Origin of the sequence: Loktanella sp. F6476L (assembly GCF_023015725.1) — a bacterium.
Taxonomy (GTDB): Bacteria; Pseudomonadota; Alphaproteobacteria; order Rhodobacterales; family Rhodobacteraceae; genus Yoonia.
On sequence record NZ_JALKAR010000001.1, the window covers coordinates 24,201 to 42,852 of the forward strand.

At 55.0% G+C, this 18,652-nt stretch carries 17 protein-coding genes; 7 read left to right on the forward strand and 10 right to left on the reverse strand.

The window, feature by feature from the left end:
• The 5 genes from otnK to acnA are packed head-to-tail and all read left to right on the forward strand — an operon-like array spanning window position 1 to window position 6,023.
• Window positions 1–1,281 carry a 3-oxo-tetronate kinase gene (gene otnK, locus MWU61_RS00125; RefSeq protein ID WP_348645566.1) on the forward strand — a complete coding sequence of 427 codons (1,281 nt, stop codon included), beginning with the start codon at window positions 1–3 and terminating at the stop codon, window positions 1,279–1,281.
• A complete protein-coding gene (otnC, locus tag MWU61_RS00130) occupies window positions 1,278–1,919 on the forward strand; it encodes a 3-oxo-tetronate 4-phosphate decarboxylase (RefSeq protein ID WP_348645567.1) in 642 nt (213 codons plus the stop codon). The genes otnK and otnC overlap by 4 nt, the downstream gene beginning before the upstream one ends.
• A 5-nt stretch (window positions 1,920–1,924) precedes the next feature.
• Entirely contained in the window at window positions 1,925–2,398 is a 474-nt protein-coding gene (rraA, locus tag MWU61_RS00135) for a ribonuclease E activity regulator RraA (RefSeq protein WP_247125777.1), read from the forward strand.
• Window positions 2,395–3,447: an AbrB family transcriptional regulator gene (locus MWU61_RS00140; RefSeq protein ID WP_247125779.1), complete on the forward strand. Its 1,053-nt coding sequence runs from the start codon at window positions 2,395–2,397 to the stop codon at window positions 3,445–3,447. Before rraA ends, MWU61_RS00140 begins: the two co-directional genes overlap by 4 nt.
• A complete protein-coding gene (gene acnA, locus MWU61_RS00145; RefSeq protein WP_247125781.1) occupies window positions 3,447–6,023 on the forward strand; it encodes an aconitate hydratase AcnA in 2,577 nt (858 codons plus the stop codon). Before MWU61_RS00140 ends, acnA begins: the two co-directional genes overlap by 1 nt.
• A gap of 215 nt (window positions 6,024–6,238) precedes the next feature.
• On the opposite strand, the gene MWU61_RS00150 is transcribed toward acnA, so the two are convergent.
• Complete coding sequence (locus MWU61_RS00150; protein ID WP_247125783.1) at window positions 6,239–7,342, reverse strand: mandelate racemase/muconate lactonizing enzyme family protein; 1,104 nt, start codon at window positions 7,340–7,342, stop codon at window positions 6,239–6,241.
• A gap of 672 nt (window positions 7,343–8,014) precedes the next feature.
• Here MWU61_RS00150 and MWU61_RS00155 point away from each other — a divergent pair.
• Complete coding sequence (locus MWU61_RS00155; RefSeq protein WP_247125784.1) at window positions 8,015–8,218, forward strand: dodecin family protein; 204 nt, start codon at window positions 8,015–8,017, stop codon at window positions 8,216–8,218.
• 208 nt (window positions 8,219–8,426) lie between these two features.
• Here the strand turns inward: MWU61_RS00155 and MWU61_RS00160 are convergent, their stop codons facing one another.
• The 8 genes from MWU61_RS00160 to pcaC all read right to left on the reverse strand — a co-directional run bounded on the left by MWU61_RS00160 (window position 8,427) and on the right by pcaC (window position 16,702).
• Window positions 8,427–9,851: a type IV pili methyl-accepting chemotaxis transducer N-terminal domain-containing protein gene (locus MWU61_RS00160; RefSeq protein WP_247125785.1), complete on the reverse strand. Its 1,425-nt coding sequence runs from the start codon at window positions 9,849–9,851 to the stop codon at window positions 8,427–8,429.
• A gap of 126 nt (window positions 9,852–9,977) precedes the next feature.
• Entirely contained in the window at window positions 9,978–11,570 is a 1,593-nt protein-coding gene (locus MWU61_RS00165; RefSeq protein ID WP_247125786.1) for a phosphate ABC transporter substrate-binding/OmpA family protein, read from the reverse strand.
• 687 nt (window positions 11,571–12,257) lie between these two features.
• The gene (locus MWU61_RS00170; protein WP_247125788.1) at window positions 12,258–13,328 is read right to left on the reverse strand and encodes a 3-carboxy-cis,cis-muconate cycloisomerase; all 1,071 of its coding nucleotides are present in this window, start codon (window positions 13,326–13,328) and stop codon (window positions 12,258–12,260) included.
• Complete coding sequence (gene pcaD, locus MWU61_RS00175) at window positions 13,325–14,110, reverse strand: 3-oxoadipate enol-lactonase (RefSeq protein WP_247125790.1); 786 nt, start codon at window positions 14,108–14,110, stop codon at window positions 13,325–13,327. Before pcaD ends, MWU61_RS00170 begins: the two co-directional genes overlap by 4 nt.
• Window positions 14,110–14,958 (reverse strand): 3-keto-5-aminohexanoate cleavage protein, encoded by an 849-nt coding sequence (locus tag MWU61_RS00180; protein ID WP_247125792.1) that lies wholly within the window; start codon window positions 14,956–14,958, stop codon window positions 14,110–14,112. The genes pcaD and MWU61_RS00180 overlap by 1 nt, the downstream gene beginning before the upstream one ends.
• 10 nt (window positions 14,959–14,968) lie before the next feature.
• Window positions 14,969–15,589 carry a protocatechuate 3,4-dioxygenase subunit alpha gene (gene pcaG, locus MWU61_RS00185; protein WP_247125793.1) on the reverse strand — a complete coding sequence of 207 codons (621 nt, stop codon included), beginning with the start codon at window positions 15,587–15,589 and terminating at the stop codon, window positions 14,969–14,971.
• 1 nt (window position 15,590) lies between these two features.
• The gene (gene pcaH / locus MWU61_RS00190; protein WP_247125795.1) at window positions 15,591–16,319 is read right to left on the reverse strand and encodes a protocatechuate 3,4-dioxygenase subunit beta; all 729 of its coding nucleotides are present in this window, start codon (window positions 16,317–16,319) and stop codon (window positions 15,591–15,593) included.
• On the reverse strand, window positions 16,316–16,702 hold the full coding sequence (gene pcaC, locus MWU61_RS00195) for a 4-carboxymuconolactone decarboxylase (protein WP_247125797.1): 387 nt from the start codon (window positions 16,700–16,702) through the stop codon (window positions 16,316–16,318). The genes pcaH and pcaC overlap by 4 nt, the downstream gene beginning before the upstream one ends.
• 92 nt (window positions 16,703–16,794) lie before the next feature.
• Between pcaC and MWU61_RS00200 the strand changes: the two genes are divergently transcribed.
• On the forward strand, window positions 16,795–17,721 hold the full coding sequence (locus MWU61_RS00200; protein WP_247125799.1) for a LysR substrate-binding domain-containing protein: 927 nt from the start codon (window positions 16,795–16,797) through the stop codon (window positions 17,719–17,721).
• On the opposite strand, the gene MWU61_RS00205 is transcribed toward MWU61_RS00200, so the two are convergent.
• The gene (locus tag MWU61_RS00205) at window positions 17,715–18,602 is read right to left on the reverse strand and encodes a LysR family transcriptional regulator (RefSeq protein WP_247125801.1); all 888 of its coding nucleotides are present in this window, start codon (window positions 18,600–18,602) and stop codon (window positions 17,715–17,717) included. The two genes, MWU61_RS00200 and MWU61_RS00205, sit on opposite strands and share 7 nt — an antisense overlap.
• Between the last annotated feature and the right edge of the window lie 50 nt (window positions 18,603–18,652).

Consider the following 18,652-nt stretch of genomic DNA (forward strand, 5'->3'; position numbering starts at 1 on the left):
ATGATGCTGATTGGCGTTATTGCAGACGACTTCACGGGGGCGAGTGACATCGCCAACACCCTTGCCAAAGGCGTGCAGCCCGAAGGTGGGTTGCGCACCGCGCAATATCCAGGTGTGCCTAATGGTCCGGCGGATCCGCAAATCGAAGTGGGCGTTGTCTCGCTCAAGAGCCGCTCTGCGCCAGTGAAAGAGGCTGTGCGTGACAGTCTGGATGCGCTGAATTGGCTTAAGGCGCAGGGCTGCAAACAGATCATCTTCAAATATTGCTCGACCTTTGATTCAACGCCCGCGGGGAATATCGGGCCGGTGGCTGATGCATTGGCCGAAGCGCTTGACGCGACCGGGGTCGTGGTGTGCCCAGCTTTCCCGACGACGGGGCGAACGGTCTACCAAGGGCATTTGTTTGTCGGCGACACGCTGCTGAGTGAGTCGGGTATGCAGCACCATCCGCTCACCCCGATGACGGACCCGGACCTGCGGCGTTTCTTGCGCCTTCAAACAAAAGCAGGCGTCGGGCACATCCCGCTTTCGATCGTTTCCCAAGGTGTTGAACCCACCCGCGACGCGATCAAGGGCGCGACGGATCGCTATGTTGTCGCGGACGCTGTCAGCGACGCAGACCTGTTGACGCTTGGGGCGGCCCTCGCTGATGCCAAGTTGATTACCGGTGGATCGGGAATTGCATTGGGGCTTCCTCGCAACCTGATTGAGAGCAGAAAGTCCAACGCGCGGGCGGCAGATGCGGCCCATGTGAGTGGGCCGGAGGCCATTCTGGCCGGGTCATGTTCTGGCGCAACCCGTGGTCAGGTTGATCTGCACGCGCAGGCGCATCCGACCCTGACCATTGATGTCCCCGGGGTCATGGAGGACCGTGTGACGGTCGACACATTGGTGGCGTTCTACGATGCAAATCAGGGGCGGGCACCATTGGCCTATTCCTCGGGCTCACCTGATGAGGTCCTCGCGCTCCAGTCGCGGTATGGGCGCGAAGCTGTTGCTGAAAAACTGGATAACCTCTTTGCCGAAACCGCTAAGGCGCTGGTTTCAAAGGGATACCGACGCATTGTTGTCGCGGGTGGAGAAACATCCGGTGCGGTCGCCCAAGCGGTCACCGACGTTCTGGGCGCAGCGGCAATGACGGTCGGGGCAGAGATCGACCCCGGCGTTCCGATCCTGACCTTGGGGGATGGACCATCTGTGGCGTTGGCGCTCAAGTCTGGAAACTTTGGGGCAACGGATTTCTTTGCCAAAGCCCTGCGGATGATGGAGGGGCGACCGTGACCAAGCAGGAAACAGAACTCCGCCATCAGATGGTGCGCCTTTGTAAGTCGTTGTTCGACAGGGGGTTTTCTGTAGGCAGTGCGGGAAATGTGTCTGCCAGACTGCCGGATGGCATCCTTATGACGCCAACCAATTCGACGCTTGGTTCGCTTGAGGCCGACCGGATTTCAAAAGTTGATACCTCGGGCAAGCATGTGTCTGGGGATCGCCCTTCAAAGGAAGTCTTCTTGCACCAGGCGTTTTATGAAACGCGACCGCAAGCTGGTGCGGTTGTGCATTTGCATTCCACATGGGCGACGGCGCTATCATGCCTTGCGGACACCGATCCTGATGACTGTATCCCGCACCTGACACCCTATGTTGTGATGCGTGTTGGGCGCGTGAAACTATTGCCATATGTCAAACCGGGGGATCCCAAAATGGGGGATATGATCCGTGATCTGAAGGGTGATTTTTCCGCAGCCCTGCTTGCCAATCACGGCCCTGTCGTCAGTGGTAAAGATCTGTTCTCAGCCGTTTGTGCGGCAGAAGAATTAGAAGAAACTGCCAAACTTCTGATCGCACTGGAAGGGCGTAAGAAGCGCCTTTTGACACCCGATCAGGTGACCGAGCTTAACAACACATTCAAAGGATTATAGTGCACATGAAAACTGCTGACCTGATTGATGATCACGCCGCCGATTTAACCCTGGTTCACCTGCCGTTCCGCAAATTTGGCACCCGCACTCATTTCGCGGGACAGATACAGACGGTCAAGTGTTTTGAGGACAACACCGAAGTTCGCGCACAGTTGGAAACACCGGGCAGGGGCCGTGTTCTTGTGATTGACGGGGGCGGTTCGACCCGTATTGCCCTGTTGGGTGATATGCTTGCTGCCCTCGCAATCAAAAACGGTTGGGCGGGCCTGATCCTGAACGCCGCTATTCGGGATAGCGCGGATATCAACACGATGGACACACTGGTTTTTGCCCTTGGAACGTCCCCTGTCAAAAGCGCCAAGGAAGGCTGGGGCAAGGTGGGCACAACGATCGGCTTTGGTGGCGTCACATTTGAACCGGGTGATTGGGTTTATGGGGACGCGGACGGGGTGCTTTTCAGTAAAAAGAAGCTGGTTTGACGACGTATTTTGGTTCATTCAGCGCGATCCTGCTGACCATTATTCTGGCAGGCATCGGCGGGTGGCTGGTATCCCTGACAGGAATTCCCTTGGCGTGGATGATCGGTTCCATGCTCGTCACCGCAACTGCATCTTTGGCGCAGCTGCCGATACGCAAGCCCGTGCTATTGCTGGATGTGGTCCGTGCTGCAATCGGGTTGATGCTGGGCGCGGCCTTTACCCATGAACTGTTTGCATCGTTAGGCACATGGTGGCTGACGCTGCTTTTTCTGGTGCTGTTGCTGGGGGTTATGTTCGGGGTCGGTTTTTTTGCCCTTCGCCGCATTGCACGTTTCGCCCCCGCAACGGCCGCCCTTTGCGCCATGCCCGGTGGTATTGCTGAAATGGTCCTGCTGTCAGAGCGTGAAGGCGCAGACCAGGCACAGGTGGCCATTGTCCACGCGCTGCGCATTTCGCTGGCGATTTTGGTGATCTCGCTGCTGATTGGCCTGATCGTCACGGTTGAGCCAGCGGCGGGGGCTTCGACCAAGTCTACTGGACTAAGTTTGATGGACTGGTTTTGGATTGCAATCTGTATCCTTGCAGGTCTTTTGGCGCGGGGCAGGCTGCGGATTCCAGCGCCGATTGTGATCGTACCGATGCTGGTCAGCGCGGGGCTGCACCTTGGCGGTTTGACCACATTCGACATCCCTGCAACGATCACCATCGTCATTCAGGTCTTCATCGGGATCAATGTTGGTGGGCGGTTTGCAGGGGTTTCTGTGAAGGGTCTGATGGCAGCACTTGGTGCGGCTGTTCTGGTTGTCACATTGCAAATTGGGATCGCTTTCGGCGGGGCGTTGCTGGTCGCGGGCACCGTCGGGGCGAATCCTGTTGGTCTGGTACTTGCCTATTCGCCCGGCGGGTTGGCGGAAATGTCGATCATCGCGCTTAGCATCGGAGGGGACGTTGCCTTTGTTGGGGTCCACCACATTTTTCGGGTCATGCTTGCCTTGATGCTGGCCCCTCTTTTGCTGTCATGGATCATCAAAAAGCCTGAGGACGGATAATGAAAAATGTATCAGTCGATGCAGGGGAAACAGGCCTGCGGGTCATAGATTTGCCCGCAATTCTGGGCGAGGCGCTGGCGCGTTTGCCAATGGTGTTGAGGCTGTTGTGTGAGAACCACGTAAGGAACGGTGGCGCGGTTGAGCCGATGCTGGAAGCGATGCGTAATCCGAGCAACAGGGGGTTCGAGTTTTCCTTTCTGCCCAATCGGTTATTGATGCATGACACGACCTGCACACCGGCGCTGGCGGATATCGCGGCGATGCGCGATGCGGTCGCCGCCACCGGTGGTGACCCCGCAATATTGAGCCCGACTTTGCCCGTTGATGTATCGGTGGATCATTCGCTTGCCGTAGATCAATATGCGAGCGCAGGCGCTTTCCAGACAAATGCCAAGAACGAATATACCCGCAATGCCGAGCGCTATGCTTTCATGAAGTGGGCGTCCGAAAGCATGGAGCGGGTGCGGGTCCATCCGCCCGGGACCGGGATCATGCACACAATCAACCTCGAACAACTGGCCACCGTGTTGGAGGTTGGCAAAGACGGTTTTGCGCATCCCGACATGTTATTGGGAACAGACAGCCACACGCCGATGATCAATGGCATCGGCGTGATGGCATGGGGTGTCGGCGGTCTTGAAGCCGAAAGCGTGATGTTCGGCCAGCCGGTATCGCTCGCTGTGCCGAAAACAGTCGGCGTGCGATTGATCGGGTGCCTGCCTGCCGGCAGTTTTGCAACTGATCTTGCGCTGGAGGTGACGCACAGGCTTCGCGAGATTGGCGTGACCGGCGAATTCGTCGAGTTTTTTGGCCCCGGGGTTGCGACCCTAGGTGCCGATGCACGCGCGGTTGTCGCAAACATGGCGCCGGAATACGGCGCATCAACCGGATATTTTCCTGTCGATAAAACAACAATCGACTACCTAGCACGAACGGGCCGTAGCGCAGCCCATTGTAAGCTCATCGAGCCCGCGTTTCGAGCAATGGGCCTTTGGTTCGATCCGGATGCCGCACCGGATTTCGACAGGGTGATAGAGATTGATCTATCGACCATTGCGCCGATCATCGCCGGCCCACGTCGGCCCCAAGACCGATGCGCGCCCCGCAATGCCCAAGCGCGGATAGAGAATGCAATCGGGCGACCCCTTGGACACATCGGCAGGGATGAAAGCTGCCCCCCCGACGGCGCAGTGGCGATTGCGGCGATCACCAGCTGCACCAATACGTCTGATCCATCGCTTCTTGTTGCTGCTGGCATTCTGGCACGAAATGCACGGGAAAGGGGACTGACTTCGGCACCATGGGTCAAAACATCCCTCGCCCCTGGTTCGCCCTCAGCGCGGGCGTTATTGCAACGGGCCGGTCTGGCCGATGATCTGTCAGCGCTTGGGTTTGATGTCGTCGGTTTTGGCTGCACCACCTGTATCGGAAACTCAGGCCCGCTGCCGGACACAATCGAGCTTGCTCTAACTGACGGAAAGGCGGTTGCCGCTGTTCTGTCGGGCAACCGTAACTTCCCCGGACGGCTGCATCCCAAGATTGATCTTGGCTTTCTTGCGTCGCCGCCCTTGGTCGTGGCCTATGCCGTGAAGGGCGATTTGAAAGGGGATCTTGCGAGGGATCCATTGGGGATTGGAACGGACGGGGAGGACGTCTTTTTGGCCGACATCTGGCCCGATGCAGAGGATATAGCCGTGGCTTTAGCTAACGCACAAAGCGCAGATGATGTGCCCCGCGCCTTTGCCGATGCAAGCCAAAGTGCGGCCTGGAACAAGATAGATGCGCCAAGACAGAGCCAATTTCCGTGGAACGCGGCTTCGCGCTACCTCAGGCCCCCGAAATTCGCGTCAGCCGTGCAACAATCACGGCTGGGCCATTATCAGGCAAAACCTTTGATGGTATTGGGCGACGACATCACGACTGACCATATCTCTCCGGCGGGGGCGATCTCTGCCAATAGCGCCGCGGGCAAATGGTTGGTCTCTCACGGTGCCAAGCGTGATGACTTGAATGTTTACGCTGCCTATCGCGGCAATTGGGAGGTAATGCTTAGGGGATTGTTCACCAACAAACTGGGGCGCAACTATCTACAGGATGGGTTGGCCCCTGACGATACCGTCCTCGAAGATGGACGTGTTATGCGGGTGTTCGAAGCTGCGGAGACGATGGCAAAGCGTGGGCAAAGTGCTGTGCTGCTCGCGGGGGAGAGATACGGTATGGGATCAAGTCGCGATTGGGCGGCTAAAGGGGTGGCGCTTCTGGGGGTCAGAGCCGTCATCGCACGTAGCTTTGAGCGTATCCATCGTACTAACCTGATTGGTATGGGAATTTTGCCACTACAAATTGCCGACGATTTTGTCCCGCAATCTGCTGGCCTTTCAGCGTTGGACAGCATGGAAATCGATGCGCCGATTGCGAGAATAGGTGTCCAGCAAAAGGTGACTGTTCGACGTCATAAACCAAATGGATCTGTGCAGAGTATTTTGTGTCGCGCCGCCGTGGAAACGCGACATGAAGTCGAACTCCTCCGAGTGGGTGGTGTGTTGTCTGGTATCCTGACATCTTGTTTAAGTTGACATATTGTCAAGCATCCTTGGCAAACAACGCCGCCAATTTGCCCAAGAAACCTGTTGCGCTAATCATAGCCGGTCAAATGCTCGGCATTAACAGACGAATGACCGGTTTGGTGACGCCGCGTTGCGGCAACGTGCGGTTGCGCCGATGTCCGGTTTGGGCCGGTGTGGTCGCGGTTTTTGCAGATACAAGAGTCTGGAAGCCATTGCTGCAATCACTACTCATATAAAGCTACGGGATCACCTAGGCTGTCGAAGTCAGGCTCGACGCCGAGTCCCGGCGTGTTCTGGCAATACAACCGACCGTTGGAGGTTGGAGGCGCTGGTGAACCTGTCGATTCCGTATTGTACGCATGTAGGTCCGTCGTGTTGAACAAGAGTTCCGCAGGCGTGGACGCTGCAAAATGCGATACTGCCGCAGATATAATCTCACCACCCATCATGCATTCGGTGACGACCTTTACGCCTTGATCGACAAAAATGTCGCGGATTCTGCGGGCTTTTGTTAGCCCACCAATACGCGCCATCTTCACGCAAGCGACGTCAGCGGCCTTGTCATGAATTATCCGCTCAGCAATTGACCGATCAGTCACCAACTCGTCAAGTTTCATCGACTGGTTCGTGTTTTTACGTACGTGCAGGCAGTCTTCATAGGTAAGGCACGGTTGTTCGATCATGACGTCTAGGTTTTCGATTGCTTGTGCAACTTTCGTCGCTTCCGGAAGCGTCCATCGGCAATTTGCGTCCGCGTAAATGACTTCATCCGGTTCAGCGATTTCAGCGGCAAAACGGATAAGTGCGATATCTTCTTCTGGTTGAATACCGACTCTGAGCTTGAGGTATTTGTAACCAGCGGCCCGGTACTGTTCTATCTCTGCTCGCATCTTGTCGTGCTCTTGCTCCATGACGCAACGATACAGTGGTGCGCCGTCGGTTAGCTTACCACCCAACAGGTCGTAGACAGGGACGTCGTTGCTTTTCCCAAGAATATCCCAACACGCAATATCAATGGCGCTTTTTGCATAGGTGTGACCTTCGATTGCGGCATCCATATTCAATTCGATCTTGAGAAGATCACGCGGATCTTGGCCCAACAATGCCTTGGCGAGACTTGGGATCGCTCGCATAGTTCCGGGGTCGGTTGGACCCCACGGGCAAGACTCGCCGCAACCACTAAGCCCGGCATCAGTTTCCACAACCACAATAGTGCTGTTGAACGTTTCAAACGTTCTCGTACGTTCCTCGCTCAGATCACCAACAGCAAGCCCACCGCCACCGTAGGGCAGGTCCTTTTGAAAGACGCTGATTTTGGAGATTTTCATCGCCCAGTACCTATGTAGTGTGATTGATCAACACAACGTTGGTCGAGAAAGTCAAAACTAGCAATGCTAAGCAATCATACACAGAGTGGTTGGGATCAAATGTCGGTCTGCTTGCTCATCATTCGTCAAGTTCAAAAAATGTTGCATCAAACAGTGAACGGCAGCTTTCAGGAAGCTGCATCGCAGCGATGACCAAGCAGGTTGATGTCTCCTTTGGGCCGTCGGTGTCAGTGGCGGCGCACACATTTGAGCGGAAATGCTGCGAACGATCTAATGGCGGCAAGGAGCCCATAGCAACCGATGCTGCGATGTGCCCAAATGGCCGCTATGAAGCCGATTGCCGGAGAACTATTCGGTTGAATGAGGGCTTGCTTGATCGCCATCCAAGAACGCTTTCAAACTGTTCTTAAAGAAATGTTTCCAACCATCTAAACAGATTCCCCAACAGTTCAGAGTTAGTGTCAGCCCGTCATGAGTCATGGTGATCTCGGTCTTGTCTCCGAAAGTTTCAAACTGCCAGATTATGCGTGTCCCAAGGCCGGGGTTGGATCATGGGCGCTTCAACTGGGCGCCGCTTTTCCTATCGTCATATCAAGGGTGGTAAAAAGGATCGTTTGCAAACTACAGTTTAAGCATCTGGCTCTTTATTGGGCCCAATCAAAGGAGACCGTTATGTCTATTGCGAAAGTTACAGAAGTTATTTCATCCTCCACGAAATCGTTTGATGACGCCGTTGAGAATGGCGTTGCGCGTGCGGCCAAGACACTTAAGGGCATAACGAGCGCTTGGGTTGCAGACCAAAAGGTCATCGTGACAGACGGTAAAATCACCGAATACCGGGTAGCCCTAAAAATTACATTCGTTTTGGATGATTGATCGATTTTAGCAGCGGCGATTCTGTTAATCGATGCTTGTAGGTTGGACCGAAGACGTTGGCTGAATTCTACCTATCGGTGCCGTTCGGTTCAATTGGTTGGTAATTTTCTCTTAATTAAATCCGTCCACCGAATTTTGACGTCCGACACAACAAAACAAGGCCGCACGTTTTACCTGCGGCCTTGCTCCTTAATGAAATTAGGCGGGTTTACATCAAGCTTTGCACATTAATCCCGAATGTGATCGCGCCAATTTTTTCATTTGTAGCAGGGTCAAAAATCGGCATTGAGGCCTGTGTTTGATAGTAGCCAGTGCTGTCGTCGAATTCGATTTCGGCGATGTGCATCTCTGCGTCGTCTTCAGCAAAAGTTTGTTGCCATTTGGCTTCGTCGCCTTGCCAATAGTCTGACGTCTTTACGCTTTGTGCGACGTTTAGGCCGCGGTTGTCCATGATAAAGACTTCCGTCACCAAGCCTGCTGTACCGGTTTGTTGATCACGCAACCATGCTGACACATCGTGGTCGAGCAGCTTGGAAATCAATTCACCGCCTGCATCTGCCTGCGCACGCCAGTCTTGGTCGAGCGCGATGATATCGGCTTCTGTCAAATCAGCATGTGCTGCGTTCTGCGCGTTGATCGCAGCGATCATGTCAGCGTCGTCCAACCATCCAGACAATTCACCAGTCGCATAGGTATTGACCGGCAAGCGGTAGACGCCTTCTTGGCCGGGCGTTGCGATCAAATACAGAGTCATAGTGTTGTAAACGTCCTTCAAAAGGACCCGTGTAAAGGACGCGACTTCTACAACGCTTTCGGCAGTTCCGCCGTTTACAACGATATCTTCCAGAATGGCCTTTTCTTCGATCCAATGCTTGTGCACTTCTTCGAGGCTTTGTGCGACCGCGTCATTTGGCGGTGGTGCGATGCCAGCGTCGCTGTAACCGTTACGCAGTGCATTCAAAGACAGTTCAAACAATTCAATGGAGGCCGTCAGGTCTTCGGCGGTACCGAAGGCCGCGTTGCCTGTCGCCATGCCGCAGACGATACGGTCCATTTGATCCAACAACGTGGTCTGACGACCGACGAAGTTCAGTGTAATTGCGTCACCCTGCAGCAATTCCAGCGGATCGGAATGCGCGCCGGAAATGTCAGATGCCAGAACTGATGTGCGTTCGGACAATTCGGCGAATGACGTTGCCACCAAATTCAGGCTTTCAGTGTCGCCGTGGTTGTCTGTGATCTTTGCGGCTGCTGCGTCGATTTGCGTCCAGATTTCGTTGACAGCAGCGATTGATTTGATACCGCTGCTGGATGTTTCCCCGGAAGGGATGCCCAGTGCCGGATCACCGTCGCGTAGGCCCGCCAGGATAGCTGTTACGTTAGAGCGAATACGCGTCAGGTCTTCGGAGGCCGCTTCAGGGTCAAGGTCATTTGCGACGCGGCAGGTGGCGGCAGCAACTTCTTCGCTGTATGTCCGCAGCTTTGCGGATTGGTTTACGCGGGCTTTGCTGCCTGAATACGAGTCTTCTGAGATTGATTGTGCATGTGCTGTTGGCACAAACGCCGCGCTGGCAAGTAACGCTAGCGACAATGCTGATAATGCACGCGTGCCTGTGGAAAGCTTGTTCAACATGAGATGTCCTTCATGGGGATGTAGGGCACCCCCGAGATTAAAGTGAAAGATCAAGGTCGCTACGACCTGCATGGCAGGCCGTAGCAAGTGGTTCAGGCTGCGATGGCTTCGCAACCTGACCTATCCTTAGGCGTCGTCGTTGCTGGCTTCGATCCATACTTCCACGCGGCGGTTGATCGCACGGCCGTCTTCCGCAGTGTTACACGCCGTCGGCGCGATTTCACCGTAACCAGCGGCAGCGAAATCGATTCCGGTCAGGCGACCGTCGGCTTGCGCTACCAGTTCCTGCATCACTTGTTCTGCACGGCCAACGGACAAAGACCGGTTGCTTTCAAACGCGCCAAGTGAATCTGTGAAACCTACGATCATCACTTTCGTGCCTTCTGGTTTCGCTTCGAGGTAATCTGTCAGACGGGCCATATCGACGCGGCTCCGTTCGTCCAGTCGGGATGACCCTGTACCGAAGCGGAACGTGGTAGACAGGCGATCATAGTCGACCATCTGACCCAGCATTTCGCGCATAACGCCGCCTTCAAAAGCATCAACAGACGGGTCAAGCAATGAACGGGCACGGTCGCCATCAAGGCTTTGTGCGCGGGCTTGCACGCCAAGATCAATAAAGCCGGACTTTGCAATAACGCCGTCGGCGTCGCTTGAAATCGCGTAGTTGATCAGGTTCAGCGCTGTATCATCGACGGCATCGCCACGGTTGTAGAGGTACAGGCGACGTTGCAGCGCGTATTCTTCGGTCTTCGCAGAGAACGCGTCAGGCGTCATGCTGATCCCGCACTCGTTCACCAGTGTCACTGCCTTAGCGCCACGCTGGAATGCGTAACCGACATAGCCAATAGCATTTTCGTCGTTATTCACAGCTGCGGCCATTTCGTTGCTGCCATCAACAGCGATCGCTGAAGCAGCGACAGCGCCGTTTGTTTCACCGAAGATGCGTTCGTCAAAAGTGGAACGTGTGCCGGACCCATCAATGTGGCTCATCAGTGTGATCGGCGCGTTGTTACCGCCCAATTCGGACCAGTTCGTGATGTTACCTGCATAGATGTCAGCCAATTGTGCTGTCGTGATTTCCTGAACAGGGTTGTTTGGGTGCAGGATGACAACGAGGCTATCAACCGCAAGAATGTGTTCTTGGCCGGGACTCACCATGTTGCCTGCACCGCTATCGCGCAATGCGCGTGCTTCTGGCGGTGTGATACGGCGCGACGACATGCCGATTTGGGATGTGCCGTCCAAAAGCGTTGCAAAGGCATCGTTGGAACCAGTTGCGGAAACCAAATATGACCCGATTTCATCACCGAAACCGCCTTCTGAGACGAAATTTACCAAGATGTCCTGATCATTACCGGTCGCAACAACTGTTGCTTCGGCCTCAAGGTGTGCCGCATAGCCAGACAGAAGCAGTGGCATCATGCCGAGGCCAACTGTATCGGAACCTGCAATGTGGATGTCCGCAGTTGCTGTCTCGAAAGACGGGCAAGCATCGCCTTCACAGCGGACGCGGGACGCAGCAATCCGCAGATCACCAAGACCGGTGCGGATGACGTAGTTGTTGTCTGTAAATTCGACGAATTCGCCAACGAGGTTAACCGTACCATCCGCAGATTTTAGCGTAATTTCATCCGCAAGAACGGACATTGGTACTGCACTGGCAGCAAACGTGATGAGCGCGAGAGCCGCGCCATTTTTTGTGAGATTTAAAGCCATTAGATCTTCTCCTGAAACCACTCAAACGCAGTGATTGGCGACAGAAATTCTTCCAACAACCGACAACCATTTCACCATACGCTACCCTCAAAAACTGCTCGGAGGGTTCGGCGTATTAACCAACGCTTTGTGATCGGAATGAGGCGGATGTTTGGCTTGACGTAAGGGATCGCTGCCATCTTTCGGATATGCTGCCCAAAGGAAACGAGTGGTGCGCAGATGAAAGCACCGAACGGACTTGATCGCATTGAAACGCTCGACAAATCGACGGACAAACACATCACGCAACGGCATGTTCGCGCCTGTTTACCATCAAATGAAACAGAAGATTTAGGATGCAGCTGCAGCGGGGACATCAAGGACAGTTCAGGGCCATTTTGACGAGGCATCAGAGCTTCGCTCGTAGCAATTATTTCCTGGTGTTGATGTGGTCAGACTGCGCTGGCGTGGTGCAATAACCTTCACGCTGCGAATGCGTGCAGCGGGGGATAAAAAGCTCCGCTGTCGGCTGTTTGCAATGCCGTCCTCGCCGCGCAGGCTATCAAGCACGATCCTGATCTTAACTTGAGATGAATAATGCTTGCCTCCTTTTCGGGACATTGCTCCGCGTAAAACCACTGGCGAGAATACACTGCAGTAATCAGAACCCAAAAGGCCACGTACTGAAGGTTCAAAGATTTCGTGAAACTATCGCGTTTGCTTGCTCTCTCGACAGCCAATATCTTCAATTTTCCGGCACAACTCATTAGCCGTCGACAAACCGCGCGCTGTCGCCGCGGTTATGTTTGGAAGGATCATCCATTCAAGGGCCCATGCAGCACCTGAGCGCTCTTGTTCATGAACCAGTGCCTGATGCATGCCCGAAATTTGGGCTGCGTTGTAGCGTGCAAGTGTGACCAGAAGTTCGGCCAAGACAGGATTGGATTTGTGGGGCATGGCGGACGACCCGCCGCCACCGGACAGGCGCACCTCGTCGATGCCTTGCTGTGCCATTAGGGCAATGTCTTGACCGAATTTGCCCAGTGTTCCTGAAATCAAGGACAGGCGATTGGCGTAATCTGCAATTGCTGTGCGGTCTGTATGCCAACTGCCAGCATCGGTCAGGTCGAGAGAGTGGGCCATGAGGGTGGCAATGTCATCCCGTTGTCCTGCGAAGGCTGCTCCGTCTCCGACAGCGCCGCCCAGTTGCAGGCATTCTACCTGCGGGCGCAGGGTGCTGAGCGCTTGAATGTGACCATTGATCGGGCGCAACCACGCATCAATCCGATGGGCCGTCGTGATGGGCATTGCAGTCTGCATGCGTGTGCGCCCCATCATGTCGTTGGACCCCTGCGTGCGTTTCAGCTCGGACAGCGCGTCGTGAAGCGCGGTGAGGCGTCCAGTCAGCAGATCGGAGGCTTTGCGCAAGGTCAGCGCCAAAGCCGTGTCCATCACGTCTTGCGACGTGGCACCCGTATGGACAGCTGCGGCTGCATCGCCCGCAGCCGCGCGAAGTTGTTTCACAAAATTTGGCACTGGCACGCCATCGCGGGCTGTGCCTTGGGTCAACGCATCCATGTCGATCACAGTGGTGTCGATGGCAAGTGCGGCTATATGGCCTTGTCCGGCAGGGACCTTGCCGCACGCCTCGAGTGCTTTCGCCAGAGCAGCTTCGAAGGCACGCATGTGGGAAAGTTGTGCGTCGCCAGACCAGATTGCGGCGATATCATCGTCGCGAAACAGGCCGCCGAGCCACGGATGATCAAATACAGACGTCATGGCAGATGCGCATAATGCGCTACGATGTCGGCTGCCAGACGGGAGGGCGCTTCGATGCAGGGCAAATGGCCTATGCCTTCATAGCAAGTGCTTTGCGCATCCGGAATGAGTGCGGCAAGGGCCTCGACGACATCAGGTGGGGCTGCAAGATCATCACCGCCCGCAACGCACAGCGTTGGGCAAGTCAACTGATTGGTGTCGTTACCTAAATCGGCGTCCCTGATTGCACCACAAACAGCTGCATAACCTTCCTGCGGTGTACGGGTCAGCATCAGGCGGTAACCCGCTACTGCTTCCGGCTGGGTCCGGCGAAAGTCAGCGGAAAACCAACGTTCGATAATGCCATCCGCCATGGCGTCTAGACCGTCTTGTTTCAGTGTCGCGATCCGTGTGGCCCAAAGATCCGCCGTGCCAATCTTGTAACCGGTGTTGCAAAGCACCAGACCTGCCACGAGGTCGGGGCGCGCAAATGCCAGCGCCTGTGTGATTTGTCCGCCAACAGACACGCCGCATATCAGCGCGTCACGCAGATTTAACTGATCCATAAGAGCCGCAAGGTCTTGGGCGAGGGCGGCGATTGAACCAGCTCCACCTTGGGTCATGCCATGTCCGGACTTGTCATAGGTCAACGTGGGTATTTCCGGCGGCAGATTGGCGCAAACTTGCTCCCAAATGCGCATGTCCGTACCTAGCGAATTGGCGAACACTACCGCGCGTGCGCCCGCACCTTTGTGGTGGGCGTAATGGTGTAATCGTTCATTGAGGGTCACGAAATGGGGCATCAGGCGGTCTCGCTGCCGATTGGTCGTAATCCTAGGATGCTGCGGGCTTGCGCCGATGTCGCCACGGGGCGTCCGTATTTTTCGCAAATGCTAGCGGTGCGTTCCACGAGCGCAGCATTTGATGGGGCAAGGGTGTCACGATCAAGCCGGACGTTGTCTTCAAGGCCAGTGCGCGCGTGTCCACCTGACGAGATGGACCATTCGTTTAGCGTGGCTTGATGCGACCCGATGCCAGCGGCGCACCACGCAGTGCCAGGTCCGAAAAGGCGGTGAACAGTCTGGATGTAGTAGTCAAAAACGTTGCGATCGACAGGCATCGCGTTTTTGACGCCCATCACGAACTGTACGTAAGGAATGTCCACGATTTCGCCGCGTGCGTGCATTGCAGCAGCCTGAAGAATATGGCCCAGATCAAACGCTTCGACCTCAGGTTTGATGTCGTAGGTCCGCATTTCTGACGCGAGCCAATTCACGAGGTCAGGTGCATTTTCATAGACCCGCGTTGGAAAGTTACAGGATCCGACAGAGATTGAAGCCATGTCAGGGCCCAGCGACAGCATACCGCCGCGTGATTTGCCTGCTCCTGAACGACCGCCGGTCGAAAACTGGGTGATCATGCCTGGACAGTGCTTTTCAACGCCCTCTTTCAAGGCTGCGAATTTCTCGGGGTCGGATGACGGCGTTTGATCGTCGTTGCGTACATGGGCATGCACGATTGAAGCGCCTGCTTCGAACGCGGCATGGGTCGATTCAATCTGTTCACTGACCGTAATCGGTACGGCAGGGTTGTTGGCCTTGGTCGGCAACGACCCTGTGATCGCAACACAAATGATGCAGGGAGATGACATTTCGCGTTCCTTAGACATCGAAAAACACGGTTTCGTTTTCGCCCTGAAGCCGGATATCGAAACGGTAGACCGTCGTTCCGTTTGTTTCAGTGCGTGCAGCGATCAAGGTTTTGCGGCGATCGACCCATTCGATCAGGTTCAACACCGGATCGGTTGCATTTGCGGCATCTTCGTCGCTGAAATACATGCGTGTGTTTAGTCCGATGTTGATGCCGCGCGCCACGATCCACAGGTTGAGGTGCGGGGCCTGTTTAGACTTGTCGCGGCCCGAAGTGCTACCAGGTTTGACTGTCTCAAACGACCATTCGCCGGTGTCAAAATCAGAGATAACGCGGCCCCAACCGCGAAAACCGTCTTCGACTTCGCCGCCACCTTCTGGATGGGCGTAGAACCCGTCTGCATTGGCTTGCCAAACTTCGATCAAGACGTCTTTAACTGCGGCACCTGTTCCATCAGTTACAACGCCTTCGACGCGGATCCGGTCGCCCTTGGCGTTCGGGCCGACGATATCGTGCCCAAGTTCGGTTTCGTAGATGTCAAAGCCCGCGGCACCTGGCGCAAGTCCGATATGAACATAGGGACCAGCAGTTTGCGACGCTGTTTCTTTCAAGTAATCAAGGGTTTGCGACATCTTAATTCCCCTCTAGTCTGTTTTCGAAAAGGGTGCTGCGCCGTCCGCGCAACACGATGTCGAATTTGTAGGCGATACTGTCGAGCGGAATGGTCGCGTTCATATCCAGCCGCGCGACCAGCTGATCGATTGCGTCCTGATCGGGGATCGTTTGCACGATAGGGCACTTGGGGATCAGCGGATCGCCTTCAAAGTAGCACTGCGTGATCAATCGTTGACAAAAGCCAGACCCGAAAGCCGACAAGTGGATATGCGCTGGCCGCCAGCTGTTGACGTAGTTGCGCCAAGGGTAGGCACCCGGTTTGACAGTTCGGAAAAAGTAATAGCCATTGTCGTCTGTCATGGTTCGTCCGCAGCCGCCGAAATTGGGATCAATTGGAGCAAGGTAGGTGTCTTTCTTGTGCCGATACCGTCCACCGGCGTTGGCCTGCCAAGCTTCGACAAGCGTGTTGGGAACAGGCCGCGCGTTTTCATCAAGCACACGCCCGTGCATGATGATGCGTTCACCAATCGCGCTTTCGCCGTCAGCCGCGTAGTTAAAGATCATGTCGTTGTCGATTGGGTCGATATCATTGTGACCAAAGACGGGCCCTGTGATTTTCGACACCGAATTTTGCAACGAAATCATCGCCAAGCCGGGACTGCGGGCCACGCTCGTCTTGTAGCTTGGGGTGTAAGCTGGAGGCTGCAGATTGCGGTCGCGTTGGTAGAATTCTCCGGGTTTGGTCATGTGGTGCCCGCCTCCATCTCTGCGTAGGTTTGCTTCGCCAGTTTGATGGCGTGGTTGGCTTTCGGGACGCCCGCGTAAATCGCGACGTGCAGGAATGCCTGCATCACATCATCCTTGCTCGCACCGGTGTTCGCAGTTGCGCGAATATGCATCGGGATTTCATCAAAATTACCGGTCGCTGCAAGCAAGGCAAGTGTCAGCATTGATCTGTCACGCAGATCAATTGCATCGCTTGCCCAAACGGTACCCCACGCGCCTTCGGTGATGAGCGTTTGAAGAGGTTCATCAAAATCGGTTTTTGCGGCATCGGCGCGGTCGACGTGAGCATCGCCTAAAACAGAACGACGTACCTCCATTCCCGAAGAAAATCGTGTCTTGTCCATCAATTGCCCCCATTTTGATCAATGCCTGTATTTTGCATTACCGATTTGCGATTATTATTGATTATTTCGGCTTGATTCATGATATTTCTGGTATGTATTGGGATCTTCATCTTCGCCTGCGTCATGTCCGCGTGTTCCTTGAAGTCGCGCGCGCGGAAAGTGTTTCGGTGGCATCTACGCGCTTGAATGTAACCCAGCCTGCCGTATCGCGTAGCCTTAAGGAACTGGAAGACATGCTGGATACGCGGTTGTTTGATCGCGTTGGTCGCGGGTTGCGCCTAAATGAGGCGGGCCGCGTTTTTCAAAGTCACGCAAGCGCTTCGATGCTGGAATTGATGCGGGGGCGCGATCGGCTGACAAAGACTGGCGATGTGATGTCGCAGCTCAAGGTTGGTGTTTTGCCTACGGCTGCGACTGAACTTGTGCCACGTGCCGCTTTGACGTTTCGTGCAGAGATGCCTCAGGTGAGGTTGCATATTCTGACAGGACCTAACTGGTTGTTGTTTAACCAGCTACGCGACGGTCAATTGGACATTGTGGTGGGACGGATGCCCGAAAGTTCAACTGGGGCAGGGGTGAACTTTCAACAGCTTTACATCGAAGACGTCGTGCTGGTTTGCCGTCCCGATCATCCTATCCTTGGCATAGAAAACCCAGAAAGTGCGGTATCTTCGTATCCCTTGGTCCTGCCCCCGTCGGGTGCCGTGATTTCCCAGACCGTTGAACGCTATCTCGCGAGCATCGGGTTGCCTGAAATGCGAGGCGACATTGAAACTGTGGCTTTGCCCGTCGGTCGCAAAATCGTGGCAATGTCGGATGCGATTTGGTTCATCTCTCGCGGGGTTGTAGCCGATGAATTAGCGGCATGCAGTCTTGTTGCTGTGGCCCTTGCGTCGCCGCTGTTGTCCGGACCCGTTGGGGTCAGCGTGTCGCGATCCGCACCTGTCAGCGTTGAACGAAGCAGTCTTGAATCTGTTCTACAGGATACCGCCCGCGCGATGCGCGAAAGACATTATTGATCGGGAGAGTGATGCGCCAGAAACCGTACAAATGTCATCGTCAGATTGTTGCGCCGCGATTGATCTGGCCAAACAGCATGTAGGCCCAAAGGCTTTAGTGTCCATTCAGGAAGGACGTGAGAAAGTTCGGCGCGCCCAAGGCCACGGCATGCAAGGTTTTCCGGTATAGCCGTAACACCAAGACCGCGCGTTGCAAATTCGAATAGCGCGTCGGCCGTGTTCACGAGTATCTTGGAGCGCCCTAAAACCGTGACCGTTTCGCCATCCTTGTCCGTTAGATCAGTCTGGTTGGGACGCATGGAAAAACGAATCCATTCCCAATCTTCCAAATCCTTAGGGTGTTCCGGCAACCCCATCCGTTCAACATAGGCGGGGCTGGCCACAAGGAGACGGTCGGCAATACCGACCTTGCGGTTCATCAATTGACTGTCTTCCAACCAGCCCGCCCTGATCGCGATATCATAGTTATCCTTGATGACATCGCGTTGGCGATCCGAAAAATCCAGCGATAGAAATATTCGAGGATAAGCCGCGCAGAAGTCCGCGAAACGATCCATCATTTCGGTTTGCGTGATAAATGCGGGTGCTGTTACCCGCAGTTCCCCTTGTGGATCAGATGATTGGGGGTTGATCGCGTCTAGCCCAAGTTCAGCCGCGATCAGCATTTCTTGTGCCTTCTCGTAAAGCAGCCTGCCTTCTTGCGTCAGGGACAAAGACCGCGTCGAACGGTAAAGCAACGTCACGCCAAGGCTCTTTTCCAGTTCGGAAACTGTCTCACTTATGCGCGACGGTGCCAAACCAAGGTGGAGCGCCGCTGCCCTAAACGTGCCTTGCTCAATGACTGTCGCGAAGATCGCGATGCTACGCAGCTTATCAATCATTGTTCGCCTCAGCCGAATGGTGTGATCCAAATTGACATACTTATAACCTT